This window comes from Geobacter hydrogenophilus, from assembly GCF_018501225.1.
In the GTDB taxonomy this organism is placed as follows: Bacteria; Desulfobacterota; Desulfuromonadia; order Geobacterales; family Geobacteraceae; genus Geobacter; species Geobacter hydrogenophilus.
Map to the genome: position 1 here is coordinate 14,680 of NZ_JAHCZI010000018.1, position 21,669 is coordinate 36,348.

General features: G+C 60.9%; 13 protein-coding genes. 4 read left to right on the top strand and 9 right to left on the bottom strand.

Annotation, left to right across the window (positions count from 1 at the left end):
• Window positions 1–10: 10 nt before the first annotated feature.
• The gene (locus KI811_RS17665) at window positions 11–4,513 is read right to left on the bottom strand and encodes an outer membrane channel (RefSeq protein ID WP_214187791.1); all 4,503 of its coding nucleotides are present in this window, start codon (window positions 4,511–4,513) and stop codon (window positions 11–13) included.
• A gap of 581 nt (window positions 4,514–5,094) precedes the next feature.
• On the opposite strand from KI811_RS17665, the gene KI811_RS17670 reads away from it, so the two are divergent.
• The 4 genes from KI811_RS17670 to KI811_RS17685 all read left to right on the top strand — a co-directional run bounded on the left by KI811_RS17670 (window position 5,095) and on the right by KI811_RS17685 (window position 12,516).
• Window positions 5,095–5,922 (top strand): PEP-CTERM sorting domain-containing protein, encoded by an 828-nt coding sequence (locus tag KI811_RS17670; protein WP_214187792.1) that lies wholly within the window; start codon window positions 5,095–5,097, stop codon window positions 5,920–5,922.
• Window positions 5,923–6,002: 80 nt separating this feature from the next.
• Entirely contained in the window at window positions 6,003–11,069 is a 5,067-nt protein-coding gene (locus tag KI811_RS17675; RefSeq protein WP_214187793.1) for an RHS repeat-associated core domain-containing protein, read from the top strand.
• A 143-nt stretch (window positions 11,070–11,212) separates the two neighbouring features.
• The gene (locus KI811_RS17680) at window positions 11,213–11,950 is read left to right on the top strand and encodes a PEP-CTERM sorting domain-containing protein (RefSeq protein WP_214187794.1); all 738 of its coding nucleotides are present in this window, start codon (window positions 11,213–11,215) and stop codon (window positions 11,948–11,950) included.
• Between the two features lie 278 nt (window positions 11,951–12,228).
• The gene (locus KI811_RS17685; RefSeq protein ID WP_281875409.1) at window positions 12,229–12,516 is read left to right on the top strand and encodes an addiction module protein; all 288 of its coding nucleotides are present in this window, start codon (window positions 12,229–12,231) and stop codon (window positions 12,514–12,516) included.
• Here the strand turns inward: KI811_RS17685 and KI811_RS17690 are convergent.
• The 8 genes from KI811_RS17690 to KI811_RS17725 all read right to left on the bottom strand — a co-directional run bounded on the left by KI811_RS17690 (window position 12,419) and on the right by KI811_RS17725 (window position 21,664).
• Window positions 12,419–13,174 (bottom strand): radical SAM protein, encoded by a 756-nt coding sequence (locus KI811_RS17690; protein ID WP_214187796.1) that lies wholly within the window; start codon window positions 13,172–13,174, stop codon window positions 12,419–12,421. The two genes, KI811_RS17685 and KI811_RS17690, sit on opposite strands and share 98 nt — an antisense overlap.
• 19 nt (window positions 13,175–13,193) lie before the next feature.
• Window positions 13,194–13,745, bottom strand: a complete 552-nt coding sequence (locus KI811_RS17695; protein ID WP_214187797.1) for a 3'-5' exonuclease family protein — start codon at window positions 13,743–13,745, stop codon at window positions 13,194–13,196.
• Window positions 13,742–14,176: a toprim domain-containing protein gene (locus KI811_RS17700; RefSeq protein WP_214187798.1), complete on the bottom strand. Its 435-nt coding sequence runs from the start codon at window positions 14,174–14,176 to the stop codon at window positions 13,742–13,744. Before KI811_RS17700 ends, KI811_RS17695 begins: the two co-directional genes overlap by 4 nt.
• Before the next feature lie 276 nt (window positions 14,177–14,452).
• Window positions 14,453–16,216 (bottom strand): PASTA domain-containing protein, encoded by a 1,764-nt coding sequence (locus KI811_RS17705; RefSeq protein ID WP_214187799.1) that lies wholly within the window; start codon window positions 16,214–16,216, stop codon window positions 14,453–14,455.
• Window positions 16,217–16,230: 14 nt separating this feature from the next.
• Window positions 16,231–17,922 (bottom strand): hypothetical protein, encoded by a 1,692-nt coding sequence (locus KI811_RS17710; protein ID WP_214187800.1) that lies wholly within the window; start codon window positions 17,920–17,922, stop codon window positions 16,231–16,233.
• Window positions 17,923–18,094: 172 nt separating this feature from the next.
• The gene (locus KI811_RS17715; RefSeq protein ID WP_214187801.1) at window positions 18,095–19,276 is read right to left on the bottom strand and encodes a cytochrome C; all 1,182 of its coding nucleotides are present in this window, start codon (window positions 19,274–19,276) and stop codon (window positions 18,095–18,097) included.
• A gap of 43 nt (window positions 19,277–19,319) precedes the next feature.
• Window positions 19,320–20,297 carry a DUF2950 domain-containing protein gene (locus KI811_RS17720; RefSeq protein ID WP_214187802.1) on the bottom strand — a complete coding sequence of 326 codons (978 nt, stop codon included), beginning with the start codon at window positions 20,295–20,297 and terminating at the stop codon, window positions 19,320–19,322.
• Window positions 20,298–20,341: 44 nt separating this feature from the next.
• Window positions 20,342–21,664, bottom strand: coding sequence for a DUF3300 domain-containing protein (locus tag KI811_RS17725; protein WP_214187803.1), 1,323 nt, complete (start codon window positions 21,662–21,664; stop codon window positions 20,342–20,344).
• Between the last annotated feature and the right edge of the window lie 5 nt (window positions 21,665–21,669).

Below are 21,669 nucleotides of genomic sequence, written 5' to 3' on the forward strand. Positions count from 1 at the left end.
CAGTAACCCCCTATGCAAACGCCGCAGCGTAGGCTTCCCAGCGCGGCTGGGGCATCATGACGCCGAAGGGCGGATCTCCGCTGGACCCGGCGAACTGTTTCCGCATGGTGACGGTGACGCTGGCGCTGAAGAGGAGCACCTCCACCTTCACCGAAACCCGGCACTCGCCCCAGGCCTTGCCGGCGCCGAAGTCGTAGTCGAGCCCCAGGTAGAATTCCAGCGACACGGTGATGAGGCCGATGACCTCCAGGGAGCCGTTGGCCCGCACATAGCCGGTCAGCTGCGAATGGTTGCTCGTTACCTCGATCTTGAGGTAGATGCCGGCCATGAGGGAGATGCCGCCGCTGGCCACACCGAGATCTATGGCCACGCAGCCGCCGAACTCCAGGGAGGCCTCCAGGGTCTCCACCCCGTCCATCCCCACCGCCAGGGCGAAGAACCCGCCGCCGCCGAAGGGGGCCACCGACACGGTGAAGGGGCTCTGCCGCTCCGAGAGGTTGAAGCGGAGCCGCATCGGCTCGCCGGTGAAGGGGAGGGAAAGCCGGGCGCCGAGGGCGATGTTGGCGATGGAGACCACCCCCACGGAGACCGCCGGAATGGTGAGGGAGTAGCCGGCGGTGATCCCCTGGGGAGTCACGTCGAGGAAGGGGGGATCGGCGAAGTTGGCAGGCTGCAGGTAGTTCCGCAGCTCGTTCACGAACTCCAGTGCGCCGGTGAACGTGATGTCGGCGATTTCCACATGGACGTCCGGCTTCTTGCCGTCCACGGAGGTGAAGGAGAATTGGTCGAACTTCACCGTCACCACGTCGGCCAGGTTGATGGTGAAGTCGACGATTTTCCCCGTCAGCTGGAAGGTCTTGGCCCCCCCCGCCTTGGGGGTCTTGAGGAGACTGTCGAGGGTGAGCTTCGAGGCGGCTCCCTTCACGAAGGGGCCGCTGGCCTTGAGCTTCGTGGTCTCCCAGTGGAGCGTCGTGGTGATCTCGGTGGCGCTGTTGGCGGTGACGAGCTTCGGCGCCTGGTTCAGGAAGTCGCCGGGAATCAGGGAGTCGAGGATGTCGGCCAGGGTGATCCCCCCAAGGAGTTGGGCATCGAGGCCGGCGAAGAACTGGAGCGGGTCGAAATTCCCTTCGGCGAAGCTGTCGGCCGTGTCCCCCACAATCCCCAGCTCCCGGGAGAGGCCGCGGATCATCATGCTGGGGGTGGCGACCCCGCCGGAGCGGTCGGAGCTTTTCCCTGCCGTGTAGTCCAGGGAGGGGGTCGCGAGCATGGCCGGCACCTGGGCGAAGAGCCCCGCCTTGTTTTTCGTCGGGTCGAAGCTGTGCTCAAGATACCGGGGGGCCAGCTCCACCGTGGCCGGATCGTTGCTGCCGGTCATCTGCCGCAGTGCCGCGATAGCAATCTGGGCCTGGTCCAGCTTCGGGTAGCAGGGGGGCTCCCGGGTGCCGTCGGCGGGGGAAAGGGCCACAAAGCTCAGGGCCGCCGTGTCGAAGGTGGTCTTGCCGGCATACCCCGTTGCCTCGGCCATGGCCACCTGCTGGCCGCCGAGGGAGGTCTTTCGCCGGTCTTTCTCCTTGTCGGCGTTGTAGGCATCAACCGCCACCTTGATCTCGGCGGCGTTGTCGAGCATGTCGGAGCGGACGAAGGCCAGGGGCATCACGAAGTCCACCTCGTGCCCTTCCCAGTCCCACCCCTTCAGATGGAAGAGGAAGTCGCCCGGACCCACCCGGGGCCAGAAGGCGGCGATGGGTGGCGTTCCCACCGGCCCCCCGAGGGGGCGCTGGCCCGGGTCGGCACCCAAGGGGGATTCCTGGGGCGGGTTCAGGTTGGGGGTGACGAGCGTCGTGATCCGGACGCGCCGCAGGGGGGTCTCGCGGCCGCTGAAGGTGTAGACGTCGCCCCCGTAGGTCCGTTCCGGCTCCCGGACGATGATGAACATCCGCTGCCGGATGTACGCCACCGGGTCGCCGGTGGGGGAGAGCTCCACCTTCCGTTCGCTGATCTTCACCAGGGATGCCCGATGGCCGAAGGGGAAGAGGAACCCCTTGTAGACTACCCGCACGAAATGGTCGCGCCCCATTGTGGCCCGGTGCCGCCACTGCTCCACGGAATATCCCACCGGCGGTTCAAGTTGGAGGTTGCTGTCGAGCCACCCGCCGAGGGACGAGAGCATCAGCTTGTTGATGCCCACCGGGGTTGGCGTGCCGATGGTGAAGTCGGCGGTCAGGTCTACGATCTGCCGCCGATCGTCCTGGTCCATGGGCATCAGGAACGGCTTGTCGAAATCGGTGGGGATGTCGTGGTCGCGGGACCAGATGGCCCGCACGGTCCGGTACTGGTGGGGCTCCTCGGTGATTGCCTCACCGGCGCGCACCGCCAGCCGCGTATGCCAGAGCTCGGTCCGGCCGTCCCGGGTCACCGGGGCGTTGGCGTGGATCCAGGTGCCATAGTGGTTTGGGGAGATGATCAGGCGGAAGGGGAGCTCGATCTGGGTCGTGGTGGCTGAGGGGGGCGCGGGCTTCAGGAGGAGCCCCGGCAGGATGCTGATGGTGTCGATGGGGCGAAGGTTCCCGAGGATCGCCTGGCGCGTAAGGGTTGCCGTTGCCCGCTGCACCGGCGCGGTACGGTTCGAGAGTACCACCGGGGGGCGGTTCCAGAGGGGTGCCGCCACCTTGAAAATCGGCTCGGGGCCCGGGAGGATGATGGGAGGGAGTCCCGGCCGCTTCAACCGCACCGCCCCCGGCAGGGCCGTGGGGGCCAGGGACGGGGTGAGGGGCTGCCAGTCGAGGATGGTCGTGCCGTTCAGGAGAAACGCCTGGTCCCCTTGGGGGAGGGAGAAGACGAGACGGCTCTGCTTGGCCATGAGGGCTTTGACCGGCGGCGACGGCGGGTTGGCGATGCTCGGGCCTTCCTTCACCTGCTGGGCAGGGGGCATGTCTGAATCGCTCACCTTGTAGCTGGGGTCCGTCTCGAAGAAAGTCTCCTCGCCGATACTCTGGGGCGGGAAGACCACCGCCAGCCAGGAGGGGCCCGTGGTCAACGGCTGGAGACGCCGCGTCGCTCCTTCGGTCACGAGCCGCAGGTTGGTCCACCGGTATCCCAGGTGGAGGAAATCGTCGCGGCGGATCACGGCCAGGGTGGTGTTGCGGGGGAGCCGCACCGTGGCGGTGCCGGCCACAGCGTCGATCTCCACATGGCCGAAGGTGGGCTGAAGGGTGCCCGGCAGCGGCCGCCAGGTGACGAGGACCTCGGAGCGCGGCGGAGCCGGCTCGGGGCGGACCAGCATTCCCTCCATCCGGGGGGCGCTCTTCATGAGGCTCAGGCGGCAGACCATGACCGGCGTCGTCGCCCCCACCTGGAGGATGCCGGTAGAGGGAACCTGGCGGGACTGGGCCAGCAGCAGGCTCACCCCCTGGCTGTGGAGCCAGAAGGGGACCTCGTCCACTTGGGCCACGAGCCCCGCAACGGTCCGCTGGCGGCTGTCGTCGAAGAGCTGGCCGTAGCGCGGGTTGCGGAGCGGTATCCGGAACGGCTCGCCGTCGCTTCCCCTGAGTCCGCCGCCGGTTTCGAGCCCTGCCAGGGTCGGGTCGGCCACCGACTGGGCAAAGAGAAAGCGGATGGCCTGGTCGTTGGGGAGGAGCGCCGTCTCCAGGAAGAGTCCGTCGAAGCGGAACGCCCCCAGGTGGATGGTGGGGCCGGGGGAGGCGAACTCGGGCTGCAGCGGGAACTGCTGGTCCGCGGCGAAGAGGATACCGGTCCGCCGCAAGGTGTTCGGGAGAAAGAAGGTCTGAGCCCCCGGCGGCAGGAGCCCCACCAGGGCCGCATCGGCAGTCACGTTCCCGGGAAATCCGGAAAAGCTGAAGCCGTCAACGGTGAGGGTTCCCAGGAGCCAGTCCGGCGTGAATGCGGCGATCCCACCCCCTTTGGCCTCCAGCGCCGAGGCCGGACCCAAGGGAGAGCATTCCAGGTCCAGGTGGACCGGCGACACGGCCCATTGGGTCCGCCCGAGCCACGGCGACAGGGGGAGGGTGGCGTCGAAGCTTCCGTACTTCAGCCGCAGCCGCAGGGTCCAGATGCCGTTGACGAGGCGGATCGCGGCCCTGAGGGATGCGGGGATGGTGGTGCCAGGGTAGAAGGCGCCGGCCAGGGCGATATCCACGCCCCCGTCCTTCTGGCTCACCGTCAGTTTGGGGGTGCCGCCAAACCAGGCGGTCTCCAGGTGCCAGAACCGGTTGCTCCCCTGTTCCTGTAGAGTCAGCTGGAGCTGGTCGAAGACCAGGGAAAAAGGACCGATGGTGATGAACTTCGGCGGCGGACCTTTGGCGGCCGGTTTCGGCGGAGCCGCCTTAGCTCGCGCGGACCGAGGGCCGAGGATGGCTTCCTCCGCCCTCCCGAGCCAGTCGAAGGTGGCGGACTTGGGGGCGCGGCGTAGTGCCGCCAGCGAGAGGTCGGCAGGGTCGAGCCGGGGAATCCGAAGATCGGAAAGCGTTTCAAACGAAAGTCGAGGGGTCTTCATGCGTGCCCTCCTTGGCATAGCACACGTTGACATCAAAATGGTGAGACTGTTGGCAAGCGGAAGCAGACATTCCCGCGAGTGAAGGGAGGGGCGGGGAAGATGGTGTTCTAATTAGCAAAGTGTACTGTCGGTTTTGGGTTTGTCAAAAGGGGTAACCGTCGGCAAGTAACCGGAAACAGGGTGGCGCCGCAAGATGCCGCCTTCTCAATGCACTCCTCCCGCTCCGGCGCCAAGTGTCGGAAATTGCTACATAAAATCTCATTAAGTCCCTGGATTTAGTCGGTTTTGCTTACAGTTTGCTCCCCTCCGGATTTCAAAAATACGGCGAATCAGCACATTAGCGTCTGGAATGTGTCTTGCATTAGTTGAAATTAATCGCATAAAACTATGCAATGGATGGCGCAATCTCTTGTCGGAAATCCTCTGACGATTTCCAGTCGTTCCTTATGCTGCTGATGCGGAGCTTCGAAAAGGCTCCATGCCCCGCCGATAGTCCTCTCTTTGTAATTCTTTCTTGATTCGCCATCGTGGTAATCCGTCAAATGAGACCGTCAGTTTAGTTCATTAGAGGGGAGATATGTATGTGCCTCGCGAAAGGAATATTCAGTGTTTTCATGATGTTTTTCTGCTGTTTTTCGCTGGTTAGGACGTCCAATGCCTATGTCTTCGCCACAAGCGACATGAAGCTCTACAACCTTTCTTTTTCGACCACGGATGGCAATGCTCGGCTTGTCTGGAATGATCGTTGGTATGGACAGGTCACCGCCTATGCCCAAGACACTGCAACCGGCAGTAACGGCGATTCCAATTATCTGCTGGACAACGACGGAAAAATCCGGGCTCAGGCAGATTCGTTCTTTGTTCACTCCTGGGCAGAATACCAAGTAGCCAATGGAGCAAACGTAGCCATTGGCCCCGGTGCGTCTATCGTGGCAATGACGCACTCAAGTCTGGAAATTTCCGAGCTTGGCGCGCAGGGAGATGGCGGTGCACTAAGCTTCTTCGACAATTTCTTCTCCATCGTCAAAAATGATCCCGATGTGCCGGGAACAACGGTGCAGGGGATATTCCTTCTCGATTACCTGGGGCACCTCGGCGCCAATGCTGACAGTCTGGGATACTTCAGTACGGCGTTGGCGGGCAAACTGGAGGTATGGGAAGTAGGGGACCGTGAGCTGCTCGGGTCCGACCTCATAAATGAGATTCACTCCGGCAGGGGAGAGTTCTCCGGGACGTATACGGGTACGTTACAACTGGATGCAGCTTTCAAATACTATTCCTCGTACTACCTCTCCGCCGAGGCGGACAGCGAGGTGTACGGAGCCAATGCTGTACCGGAGCCGGGGACTGTTGCCCTTGTGGCTGTTGGCTGTGGGTTCCTCTTTTGGAAGGGACGAAGAAAGTCATAGGCATATATCGGCTGTCTGCCTGCGGACAGGAAGTCGAGGGGGGGACATAAAGTAATCAAGAAGTGCAGAGGAGGCACGCTATGGCAACCAGGACGGTTTCGACGCTCGCAGCCCTCATTGTCGGAGTGGTTATATCGGCAGGCACCCCCCAGATAATCTCTGCCAAACTTATCGGCGCCGATGCCCCCTGCCGGGACTGCTGCGGCCAGGCGCTTCCCGATGTCCCGTCGGGGAAAGGACCCTGCCCCGACATCTTTCTCGGCAGTTTTACCTCCACTTCCAGCGGCACCATGGGCGAAACCTACCCCGTGGTCAGCGCCCGCAACGCAAACGGCGCCGGGCTCGAACTTTCACTGCACTATGCCAGCTACGTGGCCGACGGGGAAAAGGCGACCCTGAACACCGTCATGGGCTATGGCTGGAGCCATTCCTACAACATCTTTCTGTTCATCCAAGGGCGCGACATCTTCAAGATGAGTCCCGGCGGCCTCACCACCAAGTACCAGCGCGCGGCGCGCGGCGGCGCCCTGACCGCCACGAGGGGACACCAGCAGACCATCACGGAGAATGCCGACGGCTCCATTGAAATTCGAAACAATGATGGTCTCACCTTCCGCTTCGAAAAGATCCCCGGTAACCCAATCACGATACTGGGCACCACCCCTTGGATGCTCAAGAGAATTACCGATAGAAACGACAATGTCACGGAACTTACCTACGTCAGTGGTCTTCTTGACCAGGTTGAAGACACCTACGGGCGGAAGATCACCTTCGCCTATGATTCGAACGAGCGGCTGTGGAAAATCACCGATCCGCTGGGGCGCAGCACGTACTGTACGTATGACGGGTTTCGCAATCTCGCATCCATTACGGACCCTCTGGGTAACACCGTTCGTTACAGCTACAACGAGCGTCACCAGATCATTCGCAAGACCGACAAGGATGGCCACCAATGGCGGTATGAATACAACGCCGCGGGGCGTCCGACCGGAACGGTGGATGAGAACGGCGCCACCCTGTTCAGGATGACGAATTCCAGCAACTGGGCAACCAACGCCACCGACCTCCTGCTCAACAAGCAGCGTACCTACGTGCCGTCAGTCACCACCAAGAAGGATGGCCGCGGCAATCTCTGGCAGTACCACTACGACAAAGACGGCCTCATCACCAGAGTGGTCGCTCCCGATGGAGCTTCTACCGCCTACAGTTATGACGCTGCTACGCTGAACGTCAAGACGGAGACCGACGCCAATCTCCACACCACCACCTACCAGTATGACGTCAAGGGGAACCGGACACTGGTGAGGGACCATCTGGGCAACGAGACCCGCTATGCCTACGAACAGGTCTTCAGCAATGTGACAACCGTTACCTTCCCGAACAGCGCCGTAACGAAATACCAGTACGACGCCAAGGGGAACCGCATCCAGGAAACCCGCGATGTCGGGGGGCTGAACCTGGTGAAGCGGTGGTTCTATTTTGTGGATGGCAACGTCGAGAGGGAAGAGGTGGATAACGTTATGGCGGGCGGCATGGAAACACAGATTACGCGTTATGAGTACGACACGTACGGCAACCGGAGCAAAGTCACCGACCCGGAGAACAACGTCACCCAGTATGAGTATGACATCCTCGGCAACCGGCTCAAGGTGATCGACGCCAACGGCCACGAAACCACCTATGAATACGATGCCCTGAACCGTCTCACCAGGGAAACCGACCCCCTTGGCTACACCACCGAGTACGCCTACGACGGCAACAACAACCGGACCGAAGTGAAGAAACAGGTCAAGCTGACGCCTCCCGAATATCAGACCACCCGCTACGAGTATGACCTGCGCAACCGCCTCATCCGCGAGACCCGCGATCCTGGGGGGCTGGAGCTGGTGACGGCGTACACCTACGACGGCAACAACAACCGCCTTACCACCACCGACCCACGCGGAAAAACCACAAAGTTCGAGTACGACGTCCAGAACCGGCTGACGACCGTGATGGATGCCCTCGGGAGCACCACCCAAACCACCTATGACGGCGTCGGCAACCGGACCTGCGCCATCGACGCCAACAGCCACTACACCCATTTTATGTACGACGAACTCAATCGCCTCAGCCAGGAGGTCAAGAAGATCAGCATCCAGGAGTGCACCCCCGGCGACGCCGACGACATCGTCACCCAGTACTTTTACGACAACGGCAGCGGTGGCGGCTGCTCGTCCTGCGGCGGCCCGACACCCGGTTCCAGCAATATCGCCCAAATCATCGACCCCGAGGATAAGGTCACCTGCTTCAAGTATGACAAGATCGACCGGAGGAAGGCGACCATTCGGAAGGTGGGCGATACCGACTGTGGCGTCATCGATAGTGACGATTGGGTCGAGAAGATTGACTACGACTCGGCGGGTAATGTCCTGACCCGCACCGATGCCAACGGCAACCCGACGGTCCTCACCTACTTCCTGAACAACTGGCTCAAGACCGAGGCCAACGCAGAGGGTGAGACCACCGAATACACCTATGACCACGTGGGAAACGTGAAAACGTTCAAGGCGCCCAACGGCAACATCACCACCAACGACTACACTGACCGGAACGAGTTGAAGCAGGTGGTTGATGGGGTCGGCCTGGTTGCCACCTACGAGTACGATGGTGTCGGCAACCGGCTGCATGAGCGGGACGGCAACAACAACGGCCCGACTTACACTTACGACGCCGCCAATCGCCTCGTCGCCGTGACCGATGCCATGGGGCAGACGACCCGGTACAGCTACGACAAGACGGGGAACCTCACCAAGACCACCGACCGGGAAGGGAGGGTGACCTGCTACCTCTATGACGACATCAACCGCCGGACCCAGATGGCGCAGCTCATGGGCGGGACCACCTGCGCCCTCCTCAGCGCCAATGACATCTGGACCCGGACTGAGTACGACCCGGTGGGGAACGTCACGCGTCTCATCACCGCCAAAAAGGGGAGCACCCCGGATGTCTGCGCCTCGGGCGCGCCGCCGGCCGACTGTGAGGTGACCAGCTATATTTACGACGAGGTGAACCGCCTCACCGTCGAATCCTATCCGCCCCACGACCTGGGCAAGAACACCCGTGAATTCAGCTACGACAGGGCGGGCAACCTCAAGACGAGGAGGGATCAGAAGAACAGGACCACCACCTACCAGTACAATGACCTCTACTACCTGACCCTGCGCGACTACGAGGCCGACCCCGACGACCGCTTCGCCTATGACACGGGGGGACGGATGCTCCGCGCCGGCCGTGGCGGCTGGATCGTCACCTTCGAGTATGACAAGGCCAATCGCGTTAAAAAGACGAACCAGGGAGGAAAGGACGTCGGCTACGCCTATGACATTCAGAACGGCAAGCGTACCGTCAGCTACCCCGGCGGCAGGGTCATCATCGAGCAGATGGATCTCCGCCAGCGGCTCGGCACCATCAACGACGGCGGCCTGACCGCCATCGCCGCCTATGCCTATGACCTGGGGAACCGGGTTGAAACCCGCACCTACCGAAACGGCACCGTGGCGACCTACGGTTATAACGCCAACAATTGGATCACCTCCCTTGAGCACACAGCCGGTGCCACCCGCATCGCCGGGTTCGGCCACGACTACGACAGGGAAGGAAACAAGAAGTACGAGGACAAGCGCCACGACACGACCAAGTCCGAGGCGTACCAGTACGACGCCATCTACCGCTTGATCGATTACAAGGTGGGGAATCTGGTCGGCTCGACCATTCCGGTGCCGGTCACCCAGACCCAGTACAACCTGGACAAGCTGGGGAACTGGGACAGCAAGGTGAAGGACGGCACGCCCCAGAACCGGACGCACAACGCGGTCAATGAAATAACCGCCATCGACGCCGTGACCATCAGGCACGACGACAATGGGAACCTGATGGAGGACGAGCGCTACACCTATGCCTACGACGAGGAAAACCGTCTGACAGGCGTCACCCGCAAGGCTGACGGCCGCCTGGTGGGACAGTACCGCTACGATGCCCTGAGCCGCCGCATCGCCAAGGTTGCCGATCCGGCCGTCGGACCGGTTGAAACCCGCTACTTCTACGACGATGCCCGGATCATCGAGGAGCAGGACGCCGGCGGCTTCACCAAGGCTACCTATGTCTACGGCAACTACATCGACGAAGTGCTGACTATGGACCGGGGTGGGCAGCCGTACTACTACCACCAGAATGCACTATGGTCGGTGGCGGCGGTCACCAACAGTACGGCCAATGTGGTTGAGCGGTATGCCTATGATGCCTATGGGTGCGTGACCATTACCGACGGTGCTGGCAATCCTGTGTCGAAGAATGCCTGGGGCACGCCGCACGGCGCCATCGGCAATCCGTGGATGTTTACCGGGCGACAGTTGGATGAGGAGTCTGGGCTCTATTACTACAGGGCGCGATATTATGACTGTGAGAAGGGAAGGTTTTTGCAGAGGGATCCATTAAGCTATTTCACGGGTATCAATTTCTACGAGTATGTTTGGGGCAATTCTCCGAATCTTACAGATCCTTGGGGACTAGAACAGGTATTGGTAACCACTGGGACAAGGGAGCTTTTTGTTTGGGGAATAGATGTTTGGGGGGTTACCGGATCAATGACACTTCCGATAAAACAAAATAATCGGTGCGAAAAAGGGAGTTGTAAAGCTGCCGGTGATAATCAATCTGGAACAGCATCTATCAGTTATCTATTCGGTAAAGATTGGTATTTCTACAATATAACAAATCTGTCTACAAAATATCAAAATTTTGATGACAAGTGTGCAGAATGCAAAATTACATACGACCTTGTAGAGTTAGAAATGGGAAATCAAGATTATGACAAATTACTTAAAGCTATTAAAAAAGTATTCAATAAAGAAATACCAATTCCAATTAGTCAAGCATTAGAATATCTTTTTAAGTTAGAAACCATGTCTATTAAACTCGATTATACTTACAAGTATAAAGATTCTGTTGGATTTGTTATACGACTTTGTGCAAATGGGAAAGGAAACCTTAGGGGTGATGCCGAACCGTGGCGCCGTGCGATGCTTAATATTAATATTGAAGATAAGGGTTCTCAAGAAATCACAGGAGGTCATTTCGAATGGGTAATCAATAGGATTCATGAATGAAACAAAAGGTGAAAAGTCGGTGTCATGAAAATTAGGTGTCAGGTCTACACTTTGACACATTGGAATACTGACACGAACGCACGCATCCATAAGAGAGCAGGTAAACGATCCGTAGCTGACAGGTTTTTGTGGGAGGAAACGAGATGCGACCCCTATCGATGATCGTACTGACTGGTGCGATGGTGCTGGTGACAGGGATGAGCGTTCCAGGCCATGCCGGCACCATCCAGCTCTTTTCACCACAAGAACTGAATGCCGCAGCTGTTACGGCAGAGTATACCGGCGACGTCCCTGACATTCTCCCTTCGCCCTACACCCTGACTGTCGGGGGGATCAGACTCACCTTCACCCTCGCCCAGGGGGATTTCAGGCGCGCCGATCAGGGCAATGAGATGGGGGACATGGTGGGCAACTTTGCCCCCGGGACGAAGCTGCTCTCTACCAACACCAATACTGCCGGGGACATTGGCGGTGGCGGGGCCGGCCCCATTGAGATTGTGTTCAGCAGCGGCGTGACAGAGGTGGGGTTCAGGGCGCAAAACGACTTTGTGGGTCCCGAATCTTTCTTCTTGTCCGTGTTCAATGGAGGCACCCTTGTGGGCGATTTCTCCGTAAATGGGGTCAGTGGCCAGCTGGCGAACGATACGGCAACCTTCCTCGGGGTGCGCGCCACTGAGGGGGAGGTGATCACCCGCCTCATCGTGGGCGGGATCAGCGGAGTTCCCGATACCCCTGAGAATGATTTTGCCATCGGACCTGTCTCTTTCACCCCCACAGCCATTCCTGAACCGACAACCATCGCCCTTTTCGGTATGGGTTTGGGAATGATCGTCTCGCGTCTGGCAAACAGAAGGCGTTTGGGGACGGGAACGGGGACGTAGTCAATTTGTCAACTTGTGGCGATTAACTTATTGAATTTGCGGCAATGACCGACCTCACCACCTCCATCAAACACTTCACCTACGAAGGTATGTTCCGGGTCATGCAGAGCGGAGAGGGGAGGGAGGGCTGCTGCCTTGACCTTGCTGAAGGAGAGAACTATACCCCACGCAACGTTCCGGATTTCTTGCAGGGAATAACCGGTTGCTTTCCTGTACAAGCAGTCTGAACAAGATGAGGTGCTCCACGATTGACCGTAAATAATCCACTAATCCGCGAGGTGACCAGACTTCCCCCTTTGGACAAGCTGCAGCTTATTGACTATCTCCTTGAATCCCTTGATATGCCTGATACCGAGATTGAAAAACTTTGGGCCGAGGAATCATCTCGTCGATGGGAAGGGTATAAGGCTGGGGAGATAGGTTCTGTTTCTGCTGCCGAGGTCTTCGAAAAGTACAAGCCATGTATATTCAGGGGATGCGGCAGAGCACCTCGTCGTTTGTTCCTGTTGCGCCTTCGAGAACCACGTCTCCACCAGGTTCGACCACATGGACGGGCCGGGCGGTGAAGTCCAGCCACCGGATATCGAGTCGATTGCTGAGGGCGCGTCGCTTCGCGGTTACGAGATCATGCAGCTCCCGGCGCTGGGATTGTCGCAGCCCAAACTCGTCTTGACGTTCGAAGCCGTTGCCGCGCGGGATGAAGGGGAGGATGCTCAGGCGCCGCACCCTGTGCTCCAGGCAGAAGTCGATCATCCACGCCACGACCCAGGTGCCCCCTGCTATGACGGTGGTCTGGACCGATGTGGGAACGCCGGCGGCGATGAGACGGCTGAGATTGCCCGTGGTGTGGTCGAAGGCGTCAACGTCGACGATGCTGTTGTGGTGTTCGCGGTCGCCGTGGAGACTGACCTTGACCTGGGTGCCTGTTGCCCGGAGGAGCGGCAACAAGGCATCGGAGATCGTGATGGCGTTGGTGGTGAGCTTCGTTTTGGCCCCTCGTGCATGGGCATGGGCGAGCAGTTGCGGGAGGGCCGGGTGGATGGTGGGTTCGCCGCCGCAGAAGTGGATGGTCTTCACCCCGTGGGACAGGAGCCAGTCAATGCGCTGCATGAGGGCTTCAGCGGGTTGGTGGTCGCCGGTCGGTGGAGCGAGACAGAAGCCGCACCGGGCGTTGCAGGAACGGGTGACCCGAAAGCAGATTGCCGGCGGCAGGTGGAGGGTCATGGCAGGGCCTCACGGTGTTTCAGCGGCGGCATTCAGCGAGCATGTTGCAGAAAAGCATACCCTGCTCGATGGCATCGTCCAGCGCCACATGGTTGTGGGGGAGGGGATCGAACCAGCGCTTGGGCATGGTCCGCTTGGTGATGGTTTGATACTCCTTGTCGAGCATCACCATGGCCATGGTCTTGATGTCCAGCGCCGAGAAGCTGAAGGGGCTCCGGCCCGCGAAGCGCATCAGGTACCAGTAGACGAACATGAAGTCGAAGGCTGCCGGGTAGCCCACGAAGACGGGCTTGGCAGGGAGTGCGTCGAGCCACTTCACGTAGTCGGCCATGGCTCCGGCAGGCGCGCGAAGGTCCTGGCGGCAGGCCTCCCACGCCTCGGGATGTTTGGCCCACCATGCCATGGTGTCGGGATGGCCCGATGCCCCGGGAAGGAGTTCCAGGTTTGCCGAAAACGTTGAGACGAGGGTCTTGTCGGCCAGGAAAGCCGCGGACCCGAAGCTCAGCATGGAGTGGGGACCGGGGATCGGGCCGTCCACCTCGACGTCGGTGCTGACATAGATCACGCTCATTCCGGTGATGTCTCCTTTGCCATAAGGCGGTCGCGCACCCAGCGCGTCACGGCGTTACGCCCGCGCTTTACCAGTGCCGTGCTCCAGTCCTTGCACAGTGGTGGCGGCAGCAACCTGCGAATGTCTGATGTGCACAACAGCTTTGCGTAGCGAGCGACCTCGGCCTCACCCGACCTACTGGCGTCAAAAGCGAGCCATACTACGCGGCCAGCCGACACCTCCGGCAGCCATGGCGCCCAGCGTCCGATGGTCGCCACGGAGCCCCATCCGCAGGTGGCCAGCGACAGGGCATCGAACAGCCCCTCCACGAGGATCAGCGGATCAACGCGCCAGCCTCCCCGTACGCTCACCGCGCCGCCACCGGGCCCGAACGTGAGCATCTTGTTCTGTCCGCGCACAACATGCAGGTATCGCCCGTGCACCGCCACCACTATACCCTCCTTGTCCCGCATTCCCACGAGAACTGCAGGTCGGCCGCCGAAGTTCAAGTCGAAACGAACACCTGCGGCATCGGCGATGTCTCCGGGTATGCCCCTTCGCTCGACATAGGCCTGGCCAATGGTCCCGGTAAGAGGAACGGTACGTGCGAGGCGTCCCCCCGGGGATTCTCCTGTGCCCGGCATGTATTGGGAGTCGTTAAAGGGGTGCAATCCGTTCTCCTGCATACGTCGTAGTGTTGTGGCACTATGCAATGCGTAGACGCGACGTTATCGTGCCCGTTCCCAGGTGATATAGCTGATCTTCATAACGCCGGGGCTGGGGCCGACCGGCTCCCGGATTTTGAAGGCGGACAGGTTGCCCCGGCTTGTCCGGACGCAGACGTTGGCGTTCTCCGGTATCCTCTGGATGGGGATGCGCCGCTGCGTCATCTTGACTTTCGAGCAGTTTTCATAGGTGGGCTTTTCCCGGGTGAAACCGATGGAAGCCCCATTGCGCGGCGTCAGGTAACGCTCCGTCTCTGTTTCCGCCTCGAACCAGATGTCCGCGTCGCCGTTCTGGGCAATGCTCCCTGCATCCAGGTCAAAGAGATAGGTCTGGCGAATTTCGCCCCTTCCCTGGGCGATCACCTTCCCCGTTACGGGTGGCCTTTCTTCCGTCCCCCCGGCGGCAGGCTGCGCGGCAACCACCAGATCTACCCGTGTCCCGCGCGTTGCCGTGGTTCCACCCCTGATCTTCTGGTTGAGGATTGTTCCGGCACGCGCCCGGGTCGTCGGCTGCCGGGTCTCGGTCCCCGGCTGCAGTCCCGCATCCACTAGCATCTTTACTGCTCGTTCCCGTGGCTGCCTCACCACGTTGGGCACCGTCACCTGTTCCGTTTCCGGGGGCTTCACGGCCACCACCAGCCTGACTTTTTTCCCCTGCGCCAGCTTCGATCCAGCCTTGGGGGTCTGGCCGATGATCGTGCCCGGCTCTGACTTGCCGGTTTTCCGCTTTTCCACCGTTCCCACATTCAAACCGGCTGTTGCAAGGGCGGCCTTGGCATCGTCGAGGGTTTTTCCGGCCAGTTTCGGCACGGTGATGAGCTTCGGCGGGGGGGGCTCCTGCTGTCCGCCAGGCGGCGGTGCTTCCGGCTCCGGCGCCTTGGCCACGAGGAGGATGACTCCTGCCCCGGGGGAAAGGCTCGTCTCAGCAGCGGGATCCTGGTGAAAGACCGTGCCCGGGCGGTCGTCGGGCGATGCCCGCCGCTCCACCTGGGGCTGCAATCCCTTGCCACGGAGGGTGTTGACGGCCTCCTGCTCCTCCATGCCGATGACCCGGGGGACGGTGACGGCAGCCGGCTCAGTCTGCCCCTGGCCGGAAGGGGCGGTGGTGCCGGTCGTGGTCGTGACTGGCGGTGATCCCTTGAACAGCTTGACGAAGCTGGTGCGCAACGATTCAACGCCGGTGAAGAGCCCCGCCAGCGCCACCACGATTGCGGTGACGGAGCTGATGACCCAGGCGAGCCGGTTCTTCCGTACCGCCGGCACGGCGCCGGTGCCGGTTCTGCCCGTCTGGGCCGTTCCGGCCGTCCCCTCCAGAACCCGGTCCAGGGTATCCACCAGTTGCGCCAGGTCAGAGTCCCAGTGGGTGTCGTTGATCTCGATGGCGTTGCGGCGGGCCAGGAGCTTCAGGTCGTCGGGGAGATCCGCATCGCCGGGCATGGCGGCATCTTGGACCAGCACCGGAACCACCCGGATGTTCCGCCGCAGGGCTGTCCCCACTTCCAGGCGGATGAAGTCATGGGGGTCGTCCAGGCGGCGTCGGCCCGTCGCGTCGGTACAGTCAACCCACCGTCGGCCGATAATCACCAGGAGCACCGCGCAGGAGCCCACTGCCCGGTCGATGGCCTCCACGAAATCCATTCCCGGCTCGATGGCGGAGACATCCATGAAGACCCGATCCCTGCCGAAACGTTCCCTCAGCCGGTCGTAAATCCTGCCGGCGTGGCCGGCACTCTCCTCGCGGCGGTAGCTGATGAATATGCCTTCCATGGTGGTCCCTCCAGTCAGGCGTCGGTGCTTTCGGCCGCCGTGCAGAGAAGCTCCAACAGTGCAACCAGACCTTGCTCGGCCGATGGAGGGAGTCGCACTATGTGCGCTTCTGCCTTCGCCGAGCGGTTGGGCGAGTCGGGGGGCATCGCAGCCCAGGCGTCGCGCAGCGTCCGCTCCAGGAAGCCGGCGTCGGTCGTTGCATCCATGGCGATGACCACCCGCTCCAGGGGGGCGGTGTTGACCAGTTCGTGCAGCTCATAGGCGCAGCCGGCGTTTTGGGGCGAGAAACCCCGCAGGTCCATGAGCACCATGTCCGATGTCCCCACCAGCCGCCCGAGGGTCATCTGCCAGGTGTCGTCGTGGCAGAAAAAGTCGTTCACCCGGAAGCGGCCGTCGAAGTCGGGGCGGGTATCCAGTTCCTTGATCCGTTGCTCCAGAGCCTCTGTCCCGTCGATGAACTGGCGGTCGAGCCTGCCGCTCAGGAAGTCGAGAAATTCATGGGGCTCCACCGTGGTCGCTGCCAGGTCCGGCCCCGAGATGAGCCGTACATCGCCCAGGTAGCGCCAGTGCCGGGTCACCGCGTCGAAGAGCTCTTCGCTCCGTTTTCCCAGGGAAAAGACACGCAGAACGAGCAGTCGGGCGCTCCGGCTCGGAGCGTCGACGACGCCCATGCGGAACCCAGCAAGAACCGTTGCCTTGTAGGCGCCGAATGCCGCCAGTCCCGAGAGTATCCAGATTGCCCCCTCGAAGACGAGGCCGATGGAGTATGTAATCCCGAACAGCAGCCAGAGGGCGTCCAGGATCAGGGACTGGTCGTTGGTCCCCTTTGCCAGGTAGCGCCGGCGGACCCACTGCAGAGCGAACCATCCCAGAACGGCAAACAGGAGAAAGCCGATCAGGTTGAGCGCCCAGAAGACCGCAGTTCCACCGAGCCCCAGCGAAAAGCCGACGTCTGCCACGGAACGCAAAAGCCCCTGGTGGCGGTCAAGCACCGAGAGGAGCAGGTTCGAGCCGGTGAGGGCCATGACCATGAAGGTAACCACCAGGGGGCCCACGGCCCGCACCTTGCGGATGAGGAAGACGAGCAGAAGCAGGGTAGGGGGGAGGTTGGTGCTGAGCCAGAGAACCGCCAGCTGCCCGATGGATGAGTCGGGGCTCCGTGCCAGAACTGCCGCGCCCAGGGCGACGAACACCACTCCATGGGCCGCTGCCAGGAGGAGCTTCGTGCGCCGCCTGGTCGCAGCCACCAGCGACAGTGTCAACACAAGGGGCCACGTGTAGACCCAGAAGAGGATCAGGTAGCGGAGGGGGAGGAATTCGGTGTTGCTGGAGCGAAGGAAGGAGAAGGCCATGATCGCCGCAAAGGCGGCCGCACCGGCTCCATAGACCAAGCCGGCCCGCCAGGGTGAAGATCGGGCGCGGCGCAGCAAGGGGCCAGCCCCTTCCCTGCCAGCCGAGGAGGAGGCATCGAGCACCGTCAGCCTGAACTCCCCGGCAGGAGTGGGCGCTGCTTCAGCCTGTTCGGCACGGGCGGTTTCTCGTCCCCTGCCCGTTTTTTCCCCACTGCGGTTCATCCCCTTGAGGAGGGCCCTGCGATAGAGGCGGAGCAGAAGGTAGGAGAGGGGGAGCGCCAGGATGGCCCCGGTGCTCAGGATGAACGGCAGTTGTCCGGTCAGGGCGATGGTGGTGGGGTCGGTAGCGGGCATGGCCGGCTCCTTGGCGGTGCGTGCTGGTCAATGTTGTTTCATTAAGTATAAACCAGCTTGACGCTACATCAAGGAAACGGCTTGAAATTGCTGGGCTCGAATCGATGGGGGCCGTCAGTTCCCTGGCAGCCCCCATCGATTACTGGCCTGCTGTGAAATGTTACGGGTGACGTTACCAGTCGTAGGTCATATGCCGGCTGTTGTGTTCGTCACAGGCGCCGACTGTCGAATAGCAGTTCCCTTCGTCGTAATTGAAGGGCGAAGACGCCTTTCTGAAACCCTTAAGCACTTGGACCTTCGTGCCATTGGGCTGGAGGGTCGCGTAGGGGGTCGGATCCGTATCGTAGCCGATCAGCCGGCTGATGCGGTACCCGTGGGGAACCTCCACGTGGCAGGAGACACAGGGGGCTCCATTGTAGTGTATCCCGCCGATGGTGATTGAGTCCTCGTTGTGGTCCCCCTCATCATGGACGTTGTTTTTCCACGATCCGCCCGAAAAGATGGGGTGGCAGTTGACGCAGAAGAGATCGTTGGACCAGTTGTTGGCGTTGCGTCTGACATCGCCGAGGGTCCAGAGCTGGCCGTTTCTGTTGTAGGGCCAGTAGGTGCGGGGCCCCTTGAGGAGAAATTTGGTCGCTCCCGTGCTCCCGGAGGGGGGCGCTGCGTGGCAGTCCGAGCAGACCATTGTCTGGGTTCCCACGTTGGTCCAGGTTAGAGTCATCTGGTTCGACCTGAGCGCTCTGGGCGCATAGGAGCCGGTCTGGGAATTGAGGGGGACCTGGATGGGATGCGCCGACCGGTTGTTGGGGTTGAACTCCATGGCCTGGTCGGTGAGATTGATGCTGGAGTGGCTCACGACGGGGCTGACGCCCGTGGGCGCCGGGCCGAAGGCGTTGTACGAGTGACACTTGTAGCAGACCTGATACTGATTCTGGGCGGGGGTTATGAGGGAGAAGGTCATGATCTGGGTCCAGAGGGGGGCAGTTCCCGGCACAACACCGGACATGGTCTGCCAGTTGGCGATGTAGAGGCCGTGCTTGTCGTAGTGGACAGAGGTCGAATGGCAGCTGGTGCAGTCCCTGAAAGGAGCAAACACATAGGTATTGCTGACGGGGTCGAGCACCAGGCGGTGGCAGTCCAGGCAATCGAGACCTTTTGTGGTTATGAGGTTGTGGTGGCGTGTGACATTGTTGCCGCTTGCGTGGCAGACACGGCAGTCGGCCATGGTGAGGGCGAGGGCTGCGGTGGGGGAGGTGGCAGTCTCGAAGGTGATGAGCGAGACAGTTGCCCCTGCCCCAAGGAGAAGAAGGCAGAACCCCTGGTACATCCGTTTCAATAGCCGGCGAGCTTCCATAGCGATCTCCTTCCATGGAGGTTGAGAGCTGGTCAAACCGCGATCATTTTTGCTTGGGAGTTTCCTCGGTCTTGACCACTCTCCAGTTCTTGTCGGGATCGAACAGCTCCATTGCCTCTGCCAGGCGTCGCGTATTCTTGCCGAGATTTTTCTCGTACACGGTTCCCGCCTGATTGACGATGAAGGTCATGACCCCCGAATTGCCATATTCGGCGGGATAGGCAACGAGCGCAAAGCCAAGGATCATCCTGTCCTTGACCACGTACTGGTATGCCCCCCCCGCGGCGTTTTTCCCCTGTCCCTTGAGTATCTTGAAGTAATAGCCATGGAAGGGGGAAAGGTTGCTTTCCTTGGCGTACCCTTCCTTCGCCGCCCGCGCCACCAGGGGGCCGAGGGGGCTCTCGGGTTCTCCTTCCTTCGCTTCCCAGTACAGGCCGTCCCGTTTCCCTTCGGAGCTGATGAGCTTCTGGGCGAATTCAACCTTTCCGCCGCCTCGGCAGTCTTTGCCCGCGTATTCCTGCTGGGCATCCACATAGGCGTCGAGCACATCGATGACATGGAGTTCGTTCCTGCCGATTCTCCGTTTCAGGATCTCCTTTTTCCCCGTCCCGATATTGAAGGCCCATTTCCCCCCCTTCTTTACGATCGGTATGGGCATGGGCCAGTTATCCGGTCCCACGTGCAGGATCACGGTCGTGGCGGACTTGTGCTCCAGGCTGTTCATCCGGTCATAGGCCGCGAGGAATTTTTCCCGGTCCGTCTTGTCGGCAACCTCGTCGCCGGACGATATCAGCTCCTTGCTGCCGGGGCCGAGGATGAGCGTCAATTCTTTCTCGTTGCCTTCCCTTACGGCGGTCACCAGGGCTTTCACCGCGTTGTCGGGCGAGGCGAAACTCTTCTGCCGCGTTTGCGCCGCAAAAGATGGTGTGGATATCACTGAAATGATCATGGCAACGGCCACGACGCAGGCCAACATCGCCCAACCCGTGCCGCATGTGTGATTCGATGCGCTTACTCTCATGGTGCCTCCCTGTGTGCATGCAGCTCTGCTCCAGACAGCCCGTATCAACGTCTTCCTCCGCCCCGGAAGCCGCCGCCGGAAGGCTGTCTTGTCTCGCCGCCCCGGAAGCCGCCTGAAGGCTGCCTGATCTCTCTCTGAAAACCGCCTCTGGTCTCCCCCTGCGGCGGCGTACCACTCCGGATGCTCATCTCGCCGCGATTGATCGCGCGACGCTCGAAGGTCCCTTCACCGACCCCCCTGAAGGGGGTATCCCGGCCTGCCGGCCTCTGCACCTGTTCCCTCGGTGCCTGCATTCTTGGCGTTACCGTGGTGCCTTCCCGCCGTTCGACCGGAGCCTGCCGGACTGCCGGCTCTTGTCCCCTCTGCGGCACAACGGCCCGTTCCCTCCGTTCAGCAGGCACGCGCTCAGAAGGCGCCTGTGTGCCCCTCGATCCCGGTCTCACTTGCCCCCTGACCGGATAACCGCGTGTTTCCGGCGTGGCGGGCGACACTCGAGTTGGTCTCAGCCCAAAGCGCTCGTTCGTTCGTATATCCCGATAGGCAACCCCTCTTCTGTGGACGGGGTTATGGCGCCAGATGGGGCTGCCAATATCCCTCCTGGCGTTGAAATGGTGGAACCGACTCGCCCGGTCGAAGTCTATGTGGATACGATGGGAACGCCAGTCGCACCAGGCCCAGGAAAAAATGTTGAAGCTGAAATAGAAGGGAGGACCGAAGGCGATGTAGCTCAGCCCGAAGGGGTAACTGGTCGGGTAATACCAGTAGTAGGGGGGGTAGCCGGGATACCACCACGGGCCATAGATATAGGACGGATCATAGACCGGCACATAGATGACTTCCGGGTCAACCGGTTCGATCTGGATCTCTCCCTGATCCTCGACAACCTTCTGCTGGCTGGTCGTCTTTAGATTCCCCTGTTGCTCGGCCTTCCTGCGCAATTCCTGGATGGTGGCCATCACATCATCCTCCTGGCTCAGGAAGGCATCCCCCAGTTTCCTCGTCTGGTCGAGCTTGTCGCTCAAGGCGAAGAGAACGTCCGGGAAATGGCAGAGCGATTTTACGCTGGGGTCCCATGGCTTGTTCTGAAGGGCATTGTCCAGTTCGGTCCCTTTCAGCCCCATGTTGTCCCGCCGCCATCGCTCCGCCTCCACCAATTCAAGCGGATACGTGGATGCCATCAGCACCTGGGCGATCAATGAATCGGGATACAGGGCGATCGGCGCAAGCATCTGAGTCAGCTCTTGCTTGCTGAACTTGGCCGCCTGCTCGGCTTCCCCTTCATCCTGCGCTATTGTGCCTACCGGCATCGCGAGCATGACGATGACGATACATGCCACCTTCAGGATAGTCATGATTGTCGCTTTCATAAAGC